Genomic DNA, 17,136 nt, shown 5'->3' on the forward strand with positions numbered 1-17,136 from the left:
CTGCGCCGGCAATGTGCGCGGCGACCTAGCGATTGTCGCCGGTGATGAGCTTGAGCGCGATGCCCTTCGCGCGCAGGCCGCGGAGCGCCTCGGCGGCGTCGCGTTTGGGTGGATCGAGGAACAGCGCCAGGCCGAGGAAGGTCATCCCGGTCTCGTCCTCGCGGCGGTATTTCGCCTGCGGGCGCACCCGCCGTTCGGCCACCGCCAGCGCGCGGAATCCGGCGGTGCCCTTCTCGCGGACCATATCCTCGAGCGCCGCGCGCGACTTGTCGTCGAGTGGCACGTCCTTGCCGCCTTTGCGCAGCGACGAGCAGATCGCCAGCACCTCCGCGAAGGCGCCCTTGGTGATCATCCTGTGCCCGGCACCGGGCTCGGCGGTGACTATCGTCAGCCGGCGGCGAACGAAGTCGTAGGGGATCTCGTCGACCTTGCGCACCTCGCCGACGGTGAACTTCCGATCGGCTCCGGCCACGGTGATCGCTTCGTCGAGCGGGTTGGCGATGCCCGTCTCGAGCGAGGCGTTGAGGAAGGCGGCGCGATCGACTTCGGCGGACGGGCTACCGTCCCAGCCGATCGCCGCGTCGAGCCTGACCACTCCTTCGGTCAGCGTGCCGGTCTTGTCGGTGCACAGCACGTCCATGCTGCCGAGGTTCTCGATCGCATCGAGCCGGCGCACGATCACTCCGCCCGCGGCAAGATGGCGCGCGCCCGCGGCCAGGGTCACGCTGATGATCGCCGGCAGCATCTCGGGCGACAGCCCCACCGCCAGCGCCACCGCGAACAGCAGCGATTCGGCGACCGGCCGGCCGAGCAACTGGTTCACCGCCAGCACCGCCAGCACGATGACGATCATCACCTTGAGCAGCATCGTCCCGAAATGGCGGATGCCGCGGGCGAATTCGGTTTCGGGTTCGGATTTCCTCAGCTGCCGGGCAATGGCGCCGAATTCGGTGCGCTTGCCGGTTTCCGTGACCAGCATCGCCGCCGTTCCGCTGCGCAGCGAAGAGCCCGTGAACAGCATGTTGCTGCGCTGGGCGACCGGAGTGTCTTCGGGCAGGACGCCGGGCGTCTTTTCGACCGGCATCGATTCCCCGGTCAGCGCGGCCTCGGTCACCTGGCAGTCGCGCGTCTCGAGCACCACCCCGTCGGCCGGGACCAGGTTGCCCGCCGAAAGCAGCACCACGTCCCCCGGCACCAGCGTTTCCGCCGCGACGACCACCTCCTTCCCGCCGCGCCTGACGGTGACCCGCAGCGCCAGCTGCGCGCGCAACGCCGCCACGGCCTTGGTCGCGCGGTATTCCTGCGAGAAGCCGAGCAGGCCGCTGCCGAATAGGATCGCGAGGATGATGCCGGCGTCGAGCCAGTCGCCGAGCGCCATCGAGATGATCGCGCCGAAGACGAGGATCAGCCCAAGGGGGCCGAGGAATTGCCGCGCCAGCAGCATCGGCCAGCCGCGCTCCTCGCGATCCTCGATCCGGTTCGGGCCGGCGGTCGCGAGGCGGGCGGCGGCATCGGCGTCGGAAAGGCCTCCGGGGGCCGTGCCGAACTGCCTGAGCGCCGCCGCGCCGTCGATCGTCCACCCGGCCGTCATGCCGGCCGCTTCCGGGTTCGCCTCGCCCTGATCGTCATCCACATGCCGGGCAGCAGCGGCAACCACAGCGTGAGCATGCGCAACAGCAGGGTCGCCGCCAGCGCCGCTGCCGCCGGAATGCCGAGCAAGGCCAGCATAGCGGTGCACGTCGCCTCGAAGCTGCCGAGCCCCATCGGCAGCGGCGTCAGGGTCACCGCGATCGACGCCATCATGAACGCGATGAACGCGGTCGCCGGCAGGAATGGCCCGCCGAGCGCGCGCAGGCACGCCGCCAGCGTCACCGCGTCGGCGAGGAAGATCAGGCCGTTCCACGCGGCGACGCGCGCCAGCAACCGACGGTTGCGGATCAGCGGGCCGGGCGCTTCGCCGACGATCGACAGCAGCCGGTGCAGCGGCGGCAGGCGTTCGATCCAGCCGGGCAGCGACCGGCTGCCGCTGCGGCGAAGCCATAGCGCCAGCGAAGGGATCGCCAGCGCCACCAGCAGGAACGCGGTCACCGGGCCGACGACGATCGCGCTCGCCGCATGGTGCAGCCACAGCGCGACCAGCATGAGCACGGCGAGCAGCGCATAGACCGCGTAGTAGCCGACCATCGACACCAGCAGCGCCGCCACCGCCGCGCCGCGCGGCGTGCCCAGCGCCACCAGCCGGTCGATCAGCAGCACGTTCCCGCTCATCCCGGCCGCGGGCACGACCTGGTCGACGAACAGCTTGTTGAACGCGATCCGCCCCAGCTTGCGCATCGGCAGCGGCGCCCCCGCTTCGTCGAGAACCGCTGCCCAGCCGAGTGCGAGGAACAGGTAAGTGGCCAGTTGAAGCGCGAACGCCGCGACCAGCCAGGCGGGCTGGGCCGCGCGGGCCATTTCGGTAAAGCGCTCGAGGTCGCCCCAGTGCAGCACCAGCGCGATCAATCCGGCGAGAACGACGAGGGCAAGCAGCGCCGTGCGCCAGCCGCGGCGCTGGGGCGGTGCGGGGTGCGAACGATCGTCCATGCCAGCCTACCTACAGGCTAATGCGCGGCGCTGAGATCGGTAATTGTGCGGGCGTGAATCCAACAAACTCGCCCGGCCGGCCGGGGCGGGCCGCAAACCATTTTCCTACACGCCCGCGATCTGCTTATGTTCCACTCGGGCGCCCACGAATCGTGCCGGGCGCGGGGAATTCATGTAGGAGAAGTGTCACCCGTCGCGTCTGAGACAAACCATTGAAATAACAAGATAATACAGGCGACACCAGGGTGACAGGGTCCGTAAAGTGTCACCCTCTTTCGGCGATCGCTCCGAACAGGTCGTGCGAATCGGCGTCCTCGATCGTGGCCTCGGCGAAGTCGCCGGGCTTGAGCGTGGCGGGGACGTTGCGGAGGAACACCTGGCCGTCGATCTCGGGGGCGTCGGCCTGGCTGCGGGCGGTGGCGCCCACGTCGCCGTCCTCGTCGGGCTCGCCGACTTCGTCGACGATCACCGGCAGGGTCCTGCCGACCTTGGCGGCGAGCTTGGCGGCGCTGATGCGTTCGGTGACTTCCATCAGCCGGGCGTAGCGCTCTTCCTTGAGCGCCTCGGGCACCGGGTCGGGCAGGAGGTTGGCGGCGGCGCCTTCGACCGGCTCGAAGCGGAACGCGCCGACGCGGTCGAGCTGGGCCTCACCGAGCCAGTCGAGCAGGTAGGCGAAGTCGTCCTCGGTCTCGCCGGGGAAGCCGACGACGAAGCTGGAGCGGATGGTGAGGTCGGGGGCGATCGCGCGCCAGCTATTGATGCGCTCGAGCACCCGGGCCTCGTTGGCCGGGCGCTTCATCGCCTTCAGGACCTTGGGGCTGGCGTGCTGGAAGGGGATGTCGAGGTAGGGGGTCAGCAGCCCTTCGGCCATCAGCGGGATCACCGCGTCGACGTGGGGATAGGGGTAGACGTAGTGCAGGCGGACCCACGGCACCCGGCCCTCGGGAGTGCGAAGCTGGCCGAGCTCGCGGGCGAGGTCGGTCATGTGGGCGCGGACCGGGTGGCCGTGGAAGTCGCGGGCTTCGTGGCGGATGTCGACGCCGTAGGCGCTGGTGTCCTGGCTGATCACCAGCAGCTCCTTCGTCCCGGCGGCGACGAGCTTCTCGGCTTCGCGCAGCACGGCGTCGATCCGCCGGCTGGCGAGCTTCCCGCGCAGCCGGGGGATGATGCAGAAGGCGCAGGAGTGATTGCAGCCCTCGGAGATCTTGAGGTAGCTGTAATGGCGGGGGGTCAGCTTGATGTCGGGCTGCGGGATCAGGTCGACGAACGGCCCTTGCGTGGGCGGTGCGGCGACGTGGACCGCCTCGACCACCTGCTCGTACTGGTGCGCACCGGTGACCGCGAGGACTTGCGGGAAGCGGGCGCGGATAACGTCCGCCTCCTCGCCCATGCAGCCGGTGACGATCACCCGGCCGTTCTCGGCGATGGCCTCGCCGATCGCGTCGAGGCTCTCCTCCTTGGCGCTGTCGAGGAAGCCGCAAGTGTTGACGAGGACGACGTCGGCGCCGGCGTAGTCGGGGCTCATCGCGTAGCCGTCGGCGCGCAGGCGGGTGAGGATGCGCTCGGAATCGACCAGCGCCTTGGGGCAGCCGAGGCTGACCATGCCGACTTTCTTCGCCTCCGGGATGGAGCGAACGTTGGGAGTAGCGGATGTCACGATGGCGGCGCCCCTACACCCAAAGCGCCGGATGCGCTAGGTGGTGCGGGCAACGGGAAAGAGGAGGGGTAGATGGACATCAACTGGTTGGCGGTCGTTCTCGGGACGGTCGTGTTCTTCGCGCTCGGGGCGGTCTGGTACACGGCGCTGTTCGGCAAGGCCTGGCAGCGCGAAGTGGGCCTGAGCGACGAGCAGCTCAAGGCCGGCGGCAACATGGCGCTGACCATGGGCACCTGCTTCGTGCTCGAGTTCATCGTCGTGCTGACGCTCGGCCACCTGTTCGCCTTCCTCCATCCCGGCAATCACGCCAAGATGATGATGGCGAGCGGGTTCGGGCTGGCCATCATGTCGCCGGCGATCGGCATCACCTACCTCTACATGAGGAAATCGCTGAAGCTGTGGCTGATCGATGCCGGCTACTTCGTGATCGGCATGACCGCGGTCGGCCTGGTGTTCGTGCTGCTCGGCTAGGAGAAGGCTAATGGGGACGACAATTCACTGGCTCGCGGTCCTGGTGGCCGGCGTCTCGGGCTTCGCGGTCGGCGGGCTGTGGTACGGGCCGCTGTTCCTCAAGCCGTGGCTAAGGGCCGAAGGCAAGACCAAGGAACAGATGGGCGGCGGTCACCCGGCGATGGTGTTCGGCCTCGCGTTCCTCCTCAACCTTTTCTCGGCCTTCATTCTCGATCACGTGTTCGGGACTTACGGCAATCCCGCGCTGGCGCCGTCGCTACTGGTCGCCTTCGGCGTGGCGCTCGGCTTCGTCATCCCGGCCTATGGGGTGAACTACCTGTTCGCCGGGCGCAAGCTGGCGCTGTTCCTGATCGATGCCGGCTATTGGCTCGTCACCTACCTCGTAATGGGGGTGGTGCTCGTCCTCCTCAGCTAACCGGCGTAACGCTCGGCCAGCGTGCCGAGCGAGGCGTGGTGAGTGAGGTCGAGGTGGAGCGGGGTGACCGAGATGTAGCCGTCGCCGACGGCTTCGAGGTCGGTGCCGTGGTCGAGCGTGTGCTCGATGTCCTCGAGCCCGAACCAGTAGTACGGCCGCCCGCGCGGGTCGACGCCTTCGACGAGCGAGCCGCGGGCGTAGTCGTGGAAACCCTGGCGGACCACGCGGATGCCCTTGACCGCCTCGGCGGGAAGGGCGGGGAAGTTGACGTTGATCACCGTGCGCCGGGCGATCGGCACGGCGGTGAGCGGGGCGAGCACCTTGGCGGCCCAGGCTTCGGCGGCCGAGAAGCCGTGGCCGGAGTCGCGGAAGGCCTGGCTCATCGCCACCGCGGGAATGCCGGCGAGGGCGGCTTCCATCGCGGCGGAGATGGTGCCCGAATAGGTCACGTCGTCGGCGAGGTTCTCGCCGTGGTTGATGCCCGAGATCACCAGGTCGGGCTGGCGGTCGGGAAACAGCTTGCGCAGCGCCAGGTTGACCGCGTCGGTCGGGGTGCCCGCCACTGCGAAGCGCTTCTCGCCGTGGCGGTGGAGGCGGACCGGCTGGCTGAGTGTCAGCGAATGGCCCGCACCCGAGTTCTCTTCCGCCGGGGCGCAGACCCACACGTCGTCCGACAGCCGCGCCGCAATCGCTTCCAGCAGTTCCAGCCCGGGCGCGTGGATGCCGTCGTCGTTGGTCAGCAGGATGCGCATCAGCGCGCCGGCGTGAGCGTGTCGAGCCCGCCCATGTACGGGAGCAGCGCGGTCGGCACCGTGACCGAACCGTCGGCCTGCTGCCCGTTCTCCAGCACCGCCACCAGCGTGCGCCCGACCGCCAGCCCCGAGCCGTTGAGCGTGTGGACGAACGCGGTGCCCCTCTGCCCCTCGGGACGATACCGGGCGTTCATCCGCCGCGCCTGGAAATCGCCGCACCAGCTGACCGAGCTGATCTCGCGATAGGCGCCCTGGCCGGGCAGCCAGACTTCGAGGTCGTAAGTCTTCTTCGCCGTCGCCCCCATGTCGCCGGTGCACAGCAGCACCTTGCGATAGGGCAGGTCGAGCGCCTGCAGCACGCTCTCGGCGCTGGCGAGCATGTGCTCGTGCTCGACCTGCCAGTCGTCGGCGCGGCAGATCGTCACCAGTTCGACCTTGGAGAACTGGTGCTGGCGGATGTAGCCGCGGGTGTCCTTGCCCGCCGCGCCGGCCTCGGAGCGGAAGCACGGGGTGAGCGCGGTAAGCCGGATCGGCTGCGCGAGGTCGCCCAGGATCTGCTCACGCACCGAGTTGGCGAGGCTGACCTCGGAGGTCGGGATGAGCCAGCGGCCGTCGGTCGTCTGGAACAGGTCCTCGGCAAACTTGGGGAGCTGCCCTGTGCCGTAGACCGCCTCATCGCGCACCAGCAGCGGGACGACGCATTCGACGTAGCCGTTACGCTGCGTCTGCAGGTCGAGCATGAACTGGCCGAGCGCGCGTTCGAGCCGGGCCATCTGACCGCGCAGGAAGGCGAAGCGCGCGCCGGACATGGCAGCAGCGGTCTCGAAGTCGAGCCCCAGGGCCGGCCCGAGATCGGCGTGCTCCTTCGGCACGAACGCGAAATTGCGTTGCTGGCCCCAGCGGGCGACTTCCTGGTTGCCGCTTTCGTCGCTGCCCCTCGGAACGCTGTCGTCGGGAATGTTCGGCAGGCCGGCGAGCAGAGCGTCGAGTTCCTCCCCGAGCGCGCGGTCTTCCTCTTCCAGCGCCGGCAGCGCGGTCTTGAGCTCGGCGACTTCGGCCTTGAGCGCATCGGCGGCACCTGAGTCGCCTTTGCCCATTGCCTGGCCGATCAGCTTCGAAGCCTCGTTGCGGCGGCTTTGCGCTTCCTGCAGCCGAGTGGTCACCGCCCGCCGGCGCTCGTCGAGGGCGAGAACGCGCGCTGCCGCCGGCTCGGCGCCGCGCGCGGCAAGGCCCGCGTCGAACGCGGCGGGATTATCACGGATGAAACGCAGGTCGTGCATGGGGCGGCGCTATGCCCGCACGCCGCGCGAATTGTCCAGTGCGCACACGGCATTGGGAACCGGGCTCGCCGGCATGCGTCTGAATTGCAACGCGGTCCTTCGGCCGCCCCGACCAATTCGCCGCGCGAAGGACATGCCCGAGACGACTCTTCACCCACCGCGGCGAACCCGGTTCATCGACCTGCTCGACGCGGGCATGCGCCTGGGGCGCAAAGCCGGGCTTCTCGAGCCGCCCAAGCTCGAACGCGAAGCGCTGATGGCGAACGCCGCCGAATACACCGGACTCGGCGATTTCGGCGATCCGTGGTTTCTGGATCCTTTCGACAAACTGCTCGATGCGCTCCACGGTGAGGCGCGGCTCAACGCCGCCGGCGAATGGGCTGCCAAGAAGCAATTCGAGAAGGTGCTGCACGACCGCCTGTGGGCACAACAGTGGTTCGAACGCTATCCCGAAATCCTCGCGCGTCCGTTGCCGCATCCGGTGGTCGTCGTCGGGCCGATGCGCTCGGGGACCACGCGGCTCCATCGCCTGCTTTCGGGCGACACGCGCTTCACGCATTTGCGCAGCTTCGAGACCATCAGCCCTGTGCCTCGGCCGGATTTCGAACTCGGGGGACATGACTCGCGCGTCGAGCTGGCGGCCAAGCTCAAGCGCCTTGCCAAGCTGTCCAATCCGCACACCTTGACCATTCACCCGACGGGGCCGTTCGAGCCGGAGGAAGAGCTCGGGCTGCTGTGCAACAGCTTCTGGGGCCTGAAGCACCCCTCGCAGTGGTGGATCCCGTCGTACAGCCGCTGGTGCGAGGAACACGACGCCACGGGCGCCTACGAGCAGCTCGCCCGGCTGCTGAAGCTCGTCGGCTGGGCGCAGCAGGCTTCGAGCTTGCGCCCGTGGGTGCTCAAGATGGCGCAGCACATGCTCGACCTGCCGGCGTTGCTCAAGGTCTTCCCCGACGCGCGGATCGTGTTCACCCATCGCGATCCGCTGTCGGTAGTCGGCAGCGCTGCCTCGCTGGCATGGAATCAGACGGTGATCTATTCGGACCACGCCGATCCGCACGCGATCGGCGACGAATGGCTGCGCACGACGCGGGTCATGATCGAACGGATGCGCGCGGTACGCCCGAAGATCCCCCGCAGCCGCTTCGTCGACGTGCACTTCGATGAAATGGAACGCGACTGGCGGGGCACGATGGAGCGGGTCTATCGCTTCCTCGGTTTCGACATCGGCCCGGCCATTCCGGCGATGGAGGCCTATCAGCGGCGCACCCATCGCCGGCATCGGCGCCGGCATCGCTACAGCCTGGAAGAATTCGGCCTTACGCCGCGGCGAGTGCTCGACGAGCTCGGGGAGTACATGCGAACCTACGAGATCGCCTCGGATGCAAGGCGCTCGGCTTCGGCCGGGTAGGAAGCCCTTCGCCTCCGCGCAGGAGTTTCAGGGCGTGAGCGTGATCGATACGCTGACCGAGCGAGGATCCTGGCGAACGTATTGCCTGGTCGAGAAGATGCGCAGCGGATTGCCATATGCAAAGCTGTCACCGCGGGCGTTGAACAGGTTCCGTGCCTCGAATGCGAGAGTCCAAATGCCGCGGCGTCCTTCCAGAGAAAGTCCGGTTTCGAGGTAGTTGCCCATCGGCCGGTCGAGCGCGGGATCGAAACTCAACCGCGCAGGTCCGACATACCGGCCGTTCGCGGCAATGCTCGCGTCCCAGGCACCGACCGCGAAGTCGCGCGCCAGCGCGCCGCGCAAAGTCCATGCGGGCACGACCGGCAATCGGCGATCATGCAGCTCGAGACCCGATGAATCGCGGGTCAGCAAGGCCGATTGGATCATGGCGCCGCCGTCGACGTGCCAGCCCCGGCCCAATTGGGCGCTTGCCGATAATTCGGCACCGCTGATGGTGCCATCGCCGACATTGGCTGCCTCGACGAGCCCGTTTGCGAGCAGCACGTCCGATTGAATTTCGCGCCACCATGAATGGTAGAGTCCGAGATCGAAATGGAGCGAGCCGACCGTCTGGCGCCAGCCTCCCTCGAGCGTCATGAGGTCGTCTTCGTCGAGCTGCCTGACCTGTCCACCGGTATCGAGCGTCGTGCCGCCCTGGCGCACGGCCGAGCCGTAACGCAGGTACATCAGGCTTCCCTTGCGAGGATGCCAGGCCAGCGAAGCGGCCGGAGAGATGCGAGTTCGGTTCGCCTCTTCGAGGCCTTCGTCAGTCGCGCTGGCGCGGTCTTCGTGCAGGGCAGTATGGGACAGCCGGCCGCCAAGCGTGGCATCCAGGGCGTCCGTGAGCGACAGCGTCGCTTCGCCGAACAACGCGGACTCGCTCTCCTTGCGCTCGACCGTTTCCAGGGTTTGCGTGCTCGCGCCCTGGCCATTCAGCACCCGGGTCGAACGCTGCCATGCTTCGATGCGGGCGAGACCGCCGAGCCAGCCCAGTCCCCGCCAGCGTCCGGTCATCCGCAATTCGCTGTCCCACAGGCGATAGTGGGAGTCGTCGTCCAGGGTTTGCGGACTGGGCAACCCGAAGCTGCCCGCGCCTTGCGTCGCGTCGTATCGGTCATCGACGTCATGGACCGTATAGCCTGTCGAGATGACGACCTCGGTCGAGCCGCCATGAGCCACTCTGAGCGAGCCGTGGAGCAGATTGTTGCGATGCGGTTCGGGAAGCTGTCCGGGGCGCGTGCGAGCTTCCGGCAGGTAGGTGTAATTGCTGTCGTGAGCGTTGAGCCGCTGGCCGAAGCCGGTCACGTCGGCGCGCCAGCCTCCCCCCGCTTCGATGCCGAGACCGGCGCGGGCACCGAGCACCGTGGTGGCGTTGCTATCGTTGCGGTCGCCGGTGTCGAGCCAACCGGGCGATCGCTCGCCATAGGCGACGACACGCACCGCCGCGACATCCGCCACCAGCGGAATGTTCGCCACCAGCGAGCCACCTCCGCCGATCTCGCCCCCGGTGACCGATTGGCCCGTCGCCGAAGCACTAATTGCAAAGCTCGACGGATCGGCACGCCTGGTGACGATGCGATAGATGCCGCCGAGCGCACCGCCGCCGTAGAGCGAGCCTTGCGGCCCCTTGAGCAGTTCGACGCGATCGACGTCGACGAGGCGAATGTCGGGATCGGGTGCCACGTAAGTGATCCGGGCATCGTCGAGCAGCACCGCGACCGTTGCCTGGCTCCTGCCTCCGAAGGGGCTGTCGGCGACGCCGCGCAGGAACATGCGATTGCGGCCCGGCCCTTGTCCGGCCAACGCGAAGCTCTCGGTGCGTTCGGCGATTCTCTGGGTGCCGGAGCGCGGATCGACCCGCGTCGTGCCGTCGACGGGAACGACAGTGGCGGCAAGCGGCGCATTCTCGAGCGTCAAGTCACGCTTTGTCGCGCTGACGACGATTTCCTCGCCCGATACGGTCGACGTTGTCCCTGCGGAAGTCGGCCTGTCGGGCGGTGCTGGAGCGTCACGGGCCGGCTCTATCCGCCAGGCTGTCGGGCCGACACGCCGCGCGACGTACCGCGAGCCGCGCAACAGGCGTTTAAGCGCCGCCTCAATGGAAAGCTTACCGTGCAGAGGCTGCGTCCGAAGGCGCGGCAAGGCTCCCTCAGCGCCCACAGAAACGAGGGCTTCACGCGACAGTTCGGCAATGGCTTCGGGTAGCGTTTCGGCGGCAATGTCGAATTGTCGCCGCGGTTCGTCCCGCGCTTCAGCCGGGTTCGCGGAGACGATAGACGCCGCCGCGGTGAACAATGCCAAGCCCCATGAGCTGCGCCAGGTCGCGAACTGCTGAATCGCCATTGCGGATCGACAAGCTTCCCGAGAAACGCCGGCCGGCCAGCGGCGGAGGCACCGTTACCGAAATGCCGGCATAGCGGCCCAGATCGGTCGCGACCAGCGACAAGGGTGCCGCGTCATAGGACAAACGCCCTTCGCGCCACTCGCCGACGTCGCGCGGCGAAACGGCCGCCACTGTGGCGAGCCGGTGAGCTGGATCGAACAGTATACGCCGCCCCGCCGCCAGTTCGACCCGTTTGCCCAAGGCTTCGCCGCGAAGCTCGAGCTTTCCGTCGGCAACTTCGACCCGAACCGCGAGGCCATCCGTCTGGACTTCGAAATGGGTGCCGATGTCGCCGATCTCGAGACCGCCGGCACTGATGTTCATTTGCCGCGCCGGATCGTGGCGGATCGCGAAATAGGCGCCGCCTCGCAGGGCGAGTTGTTCGCCCTTTCGCCCCGTCACCGTCAGCTGGCTGCGCGGCCCGAGGACGACTTGCGATCCGTCGCTCAGTGCTATCGTCAGAGGCACGGTGCCGCTGGTGAAGGACTGCGGCCCGGGGGCGGTGAATTGGGGCGCCACCAGAAGCGCGGCGAGCGACGCGGCCATGACGCCGCCCGCCCAGAGAGGCCAGCGACGGGCGGCGGCAGGTTTCGCTGCATGACGGTATTCGCCGAGGACAGCCGGATGTTCATTCAGTGCGGTGTCCGCCATGGCGACCTCATCGTAGGCGCTGCGATGCCGCGGGTCGGCTTCGAGCCAACGCGTGAAGCCGTCCCAATCCATGGCGTCGTGCGAGCTGGCGAGATGCCAGACCGCGGCCTGTTCGAAGATCGTATCGTCCGCCCCGTTCATGGTCTTGAATTCCTGTTCGGCGCTGCGTCCCCCGCCGTCTGCTGTTCATGAGACGTTGCAGTGCCGAAGAATCCGCAGTCCCTCAGGCTGGTGCGCAAGTGCTTCATCGCCAGGGCCAGGTGCTTTTCGACCCCGCTGCGGCTTATTCCCATGATTTGCGCGATCTCGGTCTGGCCGCGCCCCTCGAAGCGATAAAGCAGCAGCGCGCGCCGCGCGCCCTCGGGAAGCGCGGCAACGGCACGGCGCAACAGGTCCGCCTCTTCCGCTTCGATCAGGCTCGCCTCGGCGTCAGGCGCGGGATCCATCTGCAGCTCGATCGACCCTGCGGCGGGTTCGCCACGTTCGAGCCATGCGCGGTCACGTTGCATGGCCCGCCTTCGCGTGCGCGCGCGGTCGAGGACCAGGTTGTTCGCCATTCGGAAGAGATAGGCGCGGCCGTTGGCGATGGGGCCGGTGGCGGCCAGGACAGATTTCAGCCACAGCTCCTGCAGCAAGTCGTCGGCGTCGGCGGCGTCACCGCAGCGCGCCGCGAGGAAGCGGCGCAACTCGGGCCGGTGCGCTTCGATCAGCGCTCCCAGCCCGGCGTCCGCAATCGCCGGTTCACTCTCCGTCATCGCCGTTATCGCCTCACCGTTCGGCATGAACGATCAGCCCTACTATACCCGGTGCGATAACTTCGTCTTTGATCGAAATCGACCCGGCCGCGAAGCCTCCCTCGACCAGCGCGCCTTGGAGTTCGCGCGCATCGTAGAGCCGGTGGAGGCCGCTCCGGGCGAAGCGCCAGCGCTCCATCGTCTTCCGGTGGGTCACATAGGCAATCAGCCGCCCGCCGTCGCGGAGCGACCGATGCAAGGCCGCGACCATGGCGCCCCGCGCGTCCGCGAAATAGAGAACGTTGAGCGCCAGAACCGCGTCGAATGGCAGCCACGAGCGGGGCAGGGCCTCGATGGCGCTGCAGGCCAGCGTCGCCTCTGACCCGAGACGGGAGCGCGCGACGGCGATCATCGCGGCCGAGCGGTCGATGCCATAGAGCTGGCACTCCGCCTTCGCTGCGACCGCGGCCAGTGCCGCCCCGGTGCCGCAGCCGGCGTCGAGAATGCGCTCGCCTGCCATGGGTTCGAGCGCCTCGATCGCCAGCCGAAGCGGGCGCCCGTTGGCGAGATCCATCGCCTGGCCGAGCAGGCGCCCGGGCAGGCCACGCGGATGCGCCAGTTGGGCGGCGAAACGCGCCGATAGCGTCATGCGTGAATCGGCAATCAGCCGATCTTGGCGAGGAGAGCCTGGACCTCGCGGCGCCGACCGGCGTCCCAGGCCGGGCGCGACGGATCGTGCGGTGCCCGCAAGGCCTTCTGCAAGTAGCTTCTCGCCCCCGCCTTGTCGCCCTGGTCGAAGAGGAAGTCGCCGTAGAAATAGTTGGCATCGAGCCCGTTCGGATCGGTGGCCAGTGCCTCCCTCAGGAGCGCCCTGGCCTTTGCTTTGTCACCGAAGCCGATCGGCGACCCGGGGACCTTGTAATAGAGCACCCCGAGGCTCATCGCCGCCCCGCCGTCTTCCGCTTTGGGGTTGATCGAGTACGCCTTCGCGAGAATGTCGCGCGCCTTGGTGGCCAGGCCGAGCTTGTGCAGGAAGTTCGCCCGGTTTGCCTGCTCGCTGGTGACGATGCCTTCCCAAACGAGCGGCTCGGCCTTGCCCGGATACTTTTGGACCAGCGCCGAGGCTTGCTGCGCCAGCCGATCGAGAGCCTTGGTCTGCGTGCTCGAGCCTTTCACCTCGTAGGCGATATGGGCCCAGTTATCGTTGATGGCCTTGACCTCCTGGGTCATCGAGGCGGCCGCCATGGCGGGCACAGCGAATGCCAGCAGCGCTGCGGCTGCAAGAGTAAAAGGGGGTCTTTGGAACATGGGGGTCTCCTTGAGGGGTCAGGAAAAGGCGGCTCGAGCGCGGCGAACCTGCGATTTGAGGCCGTTGTCGATGACGGCCGGGACGAGAGCATTGAGCGCGGCATAGACACGCTCCATCGCGCCGATGCTGAGGTGGGCTTTGCGCGACGCGATCGTCTCGACGATACGCCGCGCGACCCAGTCGGGCTCGTCCGCCTTCATGCGAGCCATCTTGAGGAAACGCTCGACCTCGCCGGTGTTGAAAGCCGTGCGTGCCGCCCGCGGGTTGATGTGGGTGACGGCGACGCCGCTTCCGGCAAGCTCGCGGCGCAAGGCCTGGCTCAGCCCCGCCAGACCAGCCTTGCTGCTCGAGTAGGCGGCAAACCACGGATAGGGGATCGATCCGAGGACCGAACCGATGTTGACGATGTGCCCCGAGCCCCGCGTCCGCATCGGGCCGGCGACCGCGGCAGCCAGGGCTGCCGGGACTCCGAGGTTGATCCGGTAACACAATGCCACGGCGTCGAGCGGCTGCGTCTCGTGCAGCCCGAAACGCATCACTCCGGCGACGTTGATGAGAATGTCGGGCGGGTCCGCAGCGAGTTGCCGGCAAAGGTCCCGCAACGCGCCATCGTCGGCCAGATCGGCCACGATCGAGCGGTCGCAATGTTCGACCGCGATCCGGTCGATGCACAGCGTTCGTGCGCCATAGCGTCGCAGCAGGCGCGAGACGGGATAGCCGATTCCGCCCGCGGCGCCGGTGATCGCGACCCACTTGCCGTCAAACGAGCGCATCGGCCGGCTCCAATTCGATCGATCCGAACATTCCGCCGAACAGGACGAAGATCTCGCGCGCCATGTCGCGCACCGCAGCTCTGTCCGTCTCGTCGCCCAGTTCGTTCACGAGGGACTGCAGGAAACGCATGTGCGACCGATCGAGAGCCCCGTGCGAAGTCAGATAAGTGAACGCCTCCGGCGGCAGGCCTAGGCGCAGGGCGACGGCCCCGGCCCCGCGGGTGGCGAGCGCGACGCTGACGCTTTCGAGCACGTAGACCATGCCGAAGAACGACACCGGATTGCCGGCGCGAATCCGATCGTAGGCATGGTCGACCATCGATTGGGTGGCCCTGTGCGGGCGACTGCGCCGGGCAGCGTCCGCATCGCCCCCCGCCGCGGCGATGTCTGCGAGGATCCATTCTTCGTGCCCGGTTTCCTCGGCGATGTATTCGTCGAGTGCCTCGACCAGTTCGGGCCGATCGCCGAGGCGAGCGCGCGCTTCCACCATCAGCGGCACGGTGTGCCGGACGTGGTGATAGGCTTGCGTGAGATAATCGATGTAGGTTTCGCGCGAGATGGTTCCGGCAAGTCCCGCCCGGACTTGCGGCACCGCCAGGAACGCCAGGCGCTGGCGCACCGTGGCATCTCCGAGTTCGGTAAAGAAGTCGGGAGCGGGCAGGTACGCGGCTTCGATCGCCTTGCGTTTCAGGCGTCCGTTGCCCGTCAGCCGCCCATTGTCCGGCGTGAAATGCGCGACCTCTCGCCAGCTGGCGAGGCGGGCATAGCCGGGAAGGCTCGCATTGACCGAAGCCACCGCCGCGGCGAGGTCGCTTCCCGGTGCCGCGGGGACCAGCAGTGCCTGCGGAAAGGGTAGGCCATCGCCATAGACGAATGCCTGGGCGATCTCGGCCCGGGCGAGCAGGGCCTCCTCGATCCATTCGGGCGAAATGTTGCGTCCATGACCGGTGACGATAAGGTTCGACTTGCGCCCTTCGATCCACAGCCGGCCATCGCCATCGATCCGGCCGATGTCTCCGGTGGCAAATGGCGATCGCGGGGCTTCGCCGCCCAGCAGACCCAGGCAAAGCGGACCATCGAGAAGCACTTCACCATCATCGGCAATCCGCGCCCGCAGGTGGCCCAGAGGCCTACCGACCGAGCCTGTTTCGCCGCCCGACGGGTCTTCCAGTGTCGCGACCGAGCCGCATTCGGTAAGCCCGTAGCCCTGCCGCACCGGCAGGCCGAGCGCTCGCGCGCGGGTCATCAGCGTTGGCGGCGTACGCGCTCCGCCGACCGCCACCATCGTAAGCAACGGCAGCCGTTCGCCGCTCGTCTCGAGCGCGGCAACGAGTCCCGCCAGAAGCTCCGGCACCAGGATCAGCGAGGTAATCCGCCACTCGGCAAGCCGCCGCGCGAGCAGTGCGAAATCGGGACGAAAGGGATCGGCCATTCCGGCAAGCGCCTGTGGCGGGCAGACATATGTTCCGCCCGCCAGCATCGTCGTGAAGAAGCCGGCCACCGTCTCGAGAAGGACTCCGGACGGCAGCAAGGCCAGATGCCTGCCGGCATGTTCGGTACCGACCGCGCGGACCACTTCCTCCGCCACCGCCAGCAGGTGGTCCGCCGAAAGGCACACGCCCTTCGGATTACCGGAGGAGCCGGACGTGAAGGTGATCCGCGCGGTCCCGACGGGAAGCGCGACCGGCCCGGATGGGGACCACGGGCCGAGCGCATTCCCGCCGGTTAGCAATAGAGTGGCGCCGCTCTCGGCGAGTGCGTGGCGGCGTTGGCTGTCGGTAAAGAACAGCGGAAGCGACAGCACCGGAACGCCCGCTTCGAGGCACGCCAGTTCGAGCAAGGCCGTCTCGACCCCGTGATCGAGCTGCAGGGCGACCGGCCCCTCACCGTTGACGATGCCGGCGAGGGCTTCCTCGACGCGCCGCGGCAGCGCCGCATAAGTGACGGGTGGACCGTCGATGGGATCGAGGGCGATCTTCGCGGGCGCTCGCTCGGCATAAGTCTGGATCGCTGCAAGCAATCGGGTCATGCGGCGCGCCCCCGGCGAGCCAGGAACGCGGCGATCGCGCGCTGCCCATCGACAATCGATCCGGCGCACACCCGCGGATCGGTGCGATAATAGCTGCCCCACTCGCCAGCGGCGGCATCCAGCCTTGCGGGATCGGCGGGCGCCAGCTCGTGAACCGGAATTCCGATCCTGGCGAACATGCGGCGAAGCGGCGCGGTCAGCGTGGCGACGACCACTTCGCTCGAACTGCCGAGATCGTTCGCCGCCTCGCCCCAGAGCGAGATCATCTGCCAGGCATTGTCGGCTGCGAGGTTGCCGATCTCGACGATGGCATCGCGGGTTATCGGGCGGCCCAATTTCGCGGACACGATGCTTTCGATCGGCTCGTCGAGATAGGCTTCGAGGAAGAGCGGCTGCGTTCCCGCGCGCCGGTATCCCAGCGCCGCCCGCACGGCGCCATGGCGACAGGCGATCGCGTAATCGCCATAGCCCGCCGCCTTGTCCGTCCCGTACGCGCGCCGAAAGGTCTCGTCGATAAACGTCCGCGCTCGCACCGAATCCATGAACAAGGCTCCTGCCGTCTCGAGCCATGACGGCACGCCCGTCGACAATCCGCAGTTGGCCCGTGAGCGTTGTGGGGCGGCAGCTGAAAGGCCGCCGGCCCGCTATC

General features: G+C 67.9%; 16 protein-coding genes. 3 read left to right on the top strand and 13 right to left on the bottom strand.

Going from position 1 to position 17,136, the window contains the following annotated elements:
• Positions 1 to 25 precede the first annotated feature (25 nt).
• From G7B69_RS16725 to rimO, 3 genes are all read right to left on the bottom strand, one after another.
• Positions 26 to 1,633 carry a cation-translocating P-type ATPase gene (locus tag G7B69_RS16725; protein WP_207786015.1) on the bottom strand — a complete coding sequence of 536 codons (1,608 nt, stop codon included), beginning with the start codon at positions 1,631 to 1,633 and terminating at the stop codon, positions 26 to 28.
• Positions 1,588 to 2,583 (bottom strand): lysylphosphatidylglycerol synthase transmembrane domain-containing protein, encoded by a 996-nt coding sequence (locus G7B69_RS12655; RefSeq protein WP_166179834.1) that lies wholly within the window; start codon positions 2,581 to 2,583, stop codon positions 1,588 to 1,590. The genes G7B69_RS16725 and G7B69_RS12655 overlap by 46 nt, the downstream gene beginning before the upstream one ends.
• A 265-nt stretch (positions 2,584 to 2,848) precedes the next feature.
• Complete coding sequence (gene rimO / locus G7B69_RS12660) at positions 2,849 to 4,186, bottom strand: 30S ribosomal protein S12 methylthiotransferase RimO (protein ID WP_166179913.1); 1,338 nt, start codon at positions 4,184 to 4,186, stop codon at positions 2,849 to 2,851.
• Between the two features lie 126 nt (positions 4,187 to 4,312).
• On the opposite strand from rimO, the gene G7B69_RS12665 reads away from it, so the two are divergent.
• Together G7B69_RS12665 and G7B69_RS12670 are read left to right on the top strand one after the other, a co-directional pair.
• Positions 4,313 to 4,711, top strand: coding sequence for a DUF1761 domain-containing protein (locus G7B69_RS12665; RefSeq protein WP_166179836.1), 399 nt, complete (start codon positions 4,313 to 4,315; stop codon positions 4,709 to 4,711).
• Positions 4,712 to 4,721: 10 nt separating this feature from the next.
• The gene (locus G7B69_RS12670) at positions 4,722 to 5,126 is read left to right on the top strand and encodes a DUF1761 domain-containing protein (RefSeq protein WP_166179838.1); all 405 of its coding nucleotides are present in this window, start codon (positions 4,722 to 4,724) and stop codon (positions 5,124 to 5,126) included.
• On the opposite strand, the gene surE is transcribed toward G7B69_RS12670, so the two are convergent.
• On the bottom strand, positions 5,123 to 5,878 hold the full coding sequence (gene surE / locus G7B69_RS12675; protein WP_166179841.1) for a 5'/3'-nucleotidase SurE: 756 nt from the start codon (positions 5,876 to 5,878) through the stop codon (positions 5,123 to 5,125). The two genes, G7B69_RS12670 and surE, sit on opposite strands and share 4 nt — an antisense overlap.
• Positions 5,878 to 7,158, bottom strand: a complete 1,281-nt coding sequence (gene serS / locus G7B69_RS12680; RefSeq protein WP_166179843.1) for a serine--tRNA ligase — start codon at positions 7,156 to 7,158, stop codon at positions 5,878 to 5,880. The genes surE and serS overlap by 1 nt, the downstream gene beginning before the upstream one ends.
• 133 nt (positions 7,159 to 7,291) lie before the next feature.
• Here serS and G7B69_RS12685 point away from each other — a divergent pair, with 133 nt between their 5' ends.
• Positions 7,292 to 8,569, top strand: a complete 1,278-nt coding sequence (locus tag G7B69_RS12685) for a sulfotransferase family protein (RefSeq protein WP_166179845.1) — start codon at positions 7,292 to 7,294, stop codon at positions 8,567 to 8,569.
• A 27-nt stretch (positions 8,570 to 8,596) separates the two neighbouring features.
• On the opposite strand, the gene G7B69_RS12690 is transcribed toward G7B69_RS12685, so the two are convergent.
• From G7B69_RS12690 to G7B69_RS12725, 8 genes are read right to left on the bottom strand one after another with little or no spacing between them, the layout of a single operon-like run.
• Positions 8,597 to 10,951: a TonB-dependent receptor gene (locus G7B69_RS12690; protein WP_166179847.1), complete on the bottom strand. Its 2,355-nt coding sequence runs from the start codon at positions 10,949 to 10,951 to the stop codon at positions 8,597 to 8,599.
• Complete coding sequence (locus G7B69_RS12695) at positions 10,860 to 11,783, bottom strand: FecR family protein (RefSeq protein WP_243415162.1); 924 nt, start codon at positions 11,781 to 11,783, stop codon at positions 10,860 to 10,862. The genes G7B69_RS12690 and G7B69_RS12695 overlap by 92 nt, the downstream gene beginning before the upstream one ends.
• The gene (locus G7B69_RS12700; protein ID WP_166179849.1) at positions 11,780 to 12,397 is read right to left on the bottom strand and encodes an RNA polymerase sigma factor; all 618 of its coding nucleotides are present in this window, start codon (positions 12,395 to 12,397) and stop codon (positions 11,780 to 11,782) included. The genes G7B69_RS12695 and G7B69_RS12700 overlap by 4 nt, the downstream gene beginning before the upstream one ends.
• Positions 12,398 to 12,410: 13 nt before the next feature.
• The gene (locus G7B69_RS12705; protein ID WP_166179851.1) at positions 12,411 to 13,025 is read right to left on the bottom strand and encodes a class I SAM-dependent methyltransferase; all 615 of its coding nucleotides are present in this window, start codon (positions 13,023 to 13,025) and stop codon (positions 12,411 to 12,413) included.
• Between the two features lie 14 nt (positions 13,026 to 13,039).
• Positions 13,040 to 13,684 carry a tetratricopeptide repeat protein gene (locus G7B69_RS12710; protein ID WP_243415163.1) on the bottom strand — a complete coding sequence of 215 codons (645 nt, stop codon included), beginning with the start codon at positions 13,682 to 13,684 and terminating at the stop codon, positions 13,040 to 13,042.
• Between the two features lie 18 nt (positions 13,685 to 13,702).
• Entirely contained in the window at positions 13,703 to 14,458 is a 756-nt protein-coding gene (locus G7B69_RS12715; RefSeq protein ID WP_166179853.1) for an SDR family NAD(P)-dependent oxidoreductase, read from the bottom strand.
• Entirely contained in the window at positions 14,445 to 16,487 is a 2,043-nt protein-coding gene (locus tag G7B69_RS12720; RefSeq protein WP_166179855.1) for an AMP-binding protein, read from the bottom strand. The genes G7B69_RS12715 and G7B69_RS12720 overlap by 14 nt, the downstream gene beginning before the upstream one ends.
• Entirely contained in the window at positions 16,484 to 17,029 is a 546-nt protein-coding gene (locus G7B69_RS12725) for a thermostable hemolysin (RefSeq protein WP_166179857.1), read from the bottom strand. Before G7B69_RS12725 ends, G7B69_RS12720 begins: the two co-directional genes overlap by 4 nt.
• Positions 17,030 to 17,136 lie beyond the last annotated feature (107 nt).

The organism is Croceibacterium segetis, assembly GCF_011320115.1.
GTDB lineage: Bacteria > Pseudomonadota > Alphaproteobacteria > Sphingomonadales > Sphingomonadaceae > Croceibacterium_B > Croceibacterium_B segetis.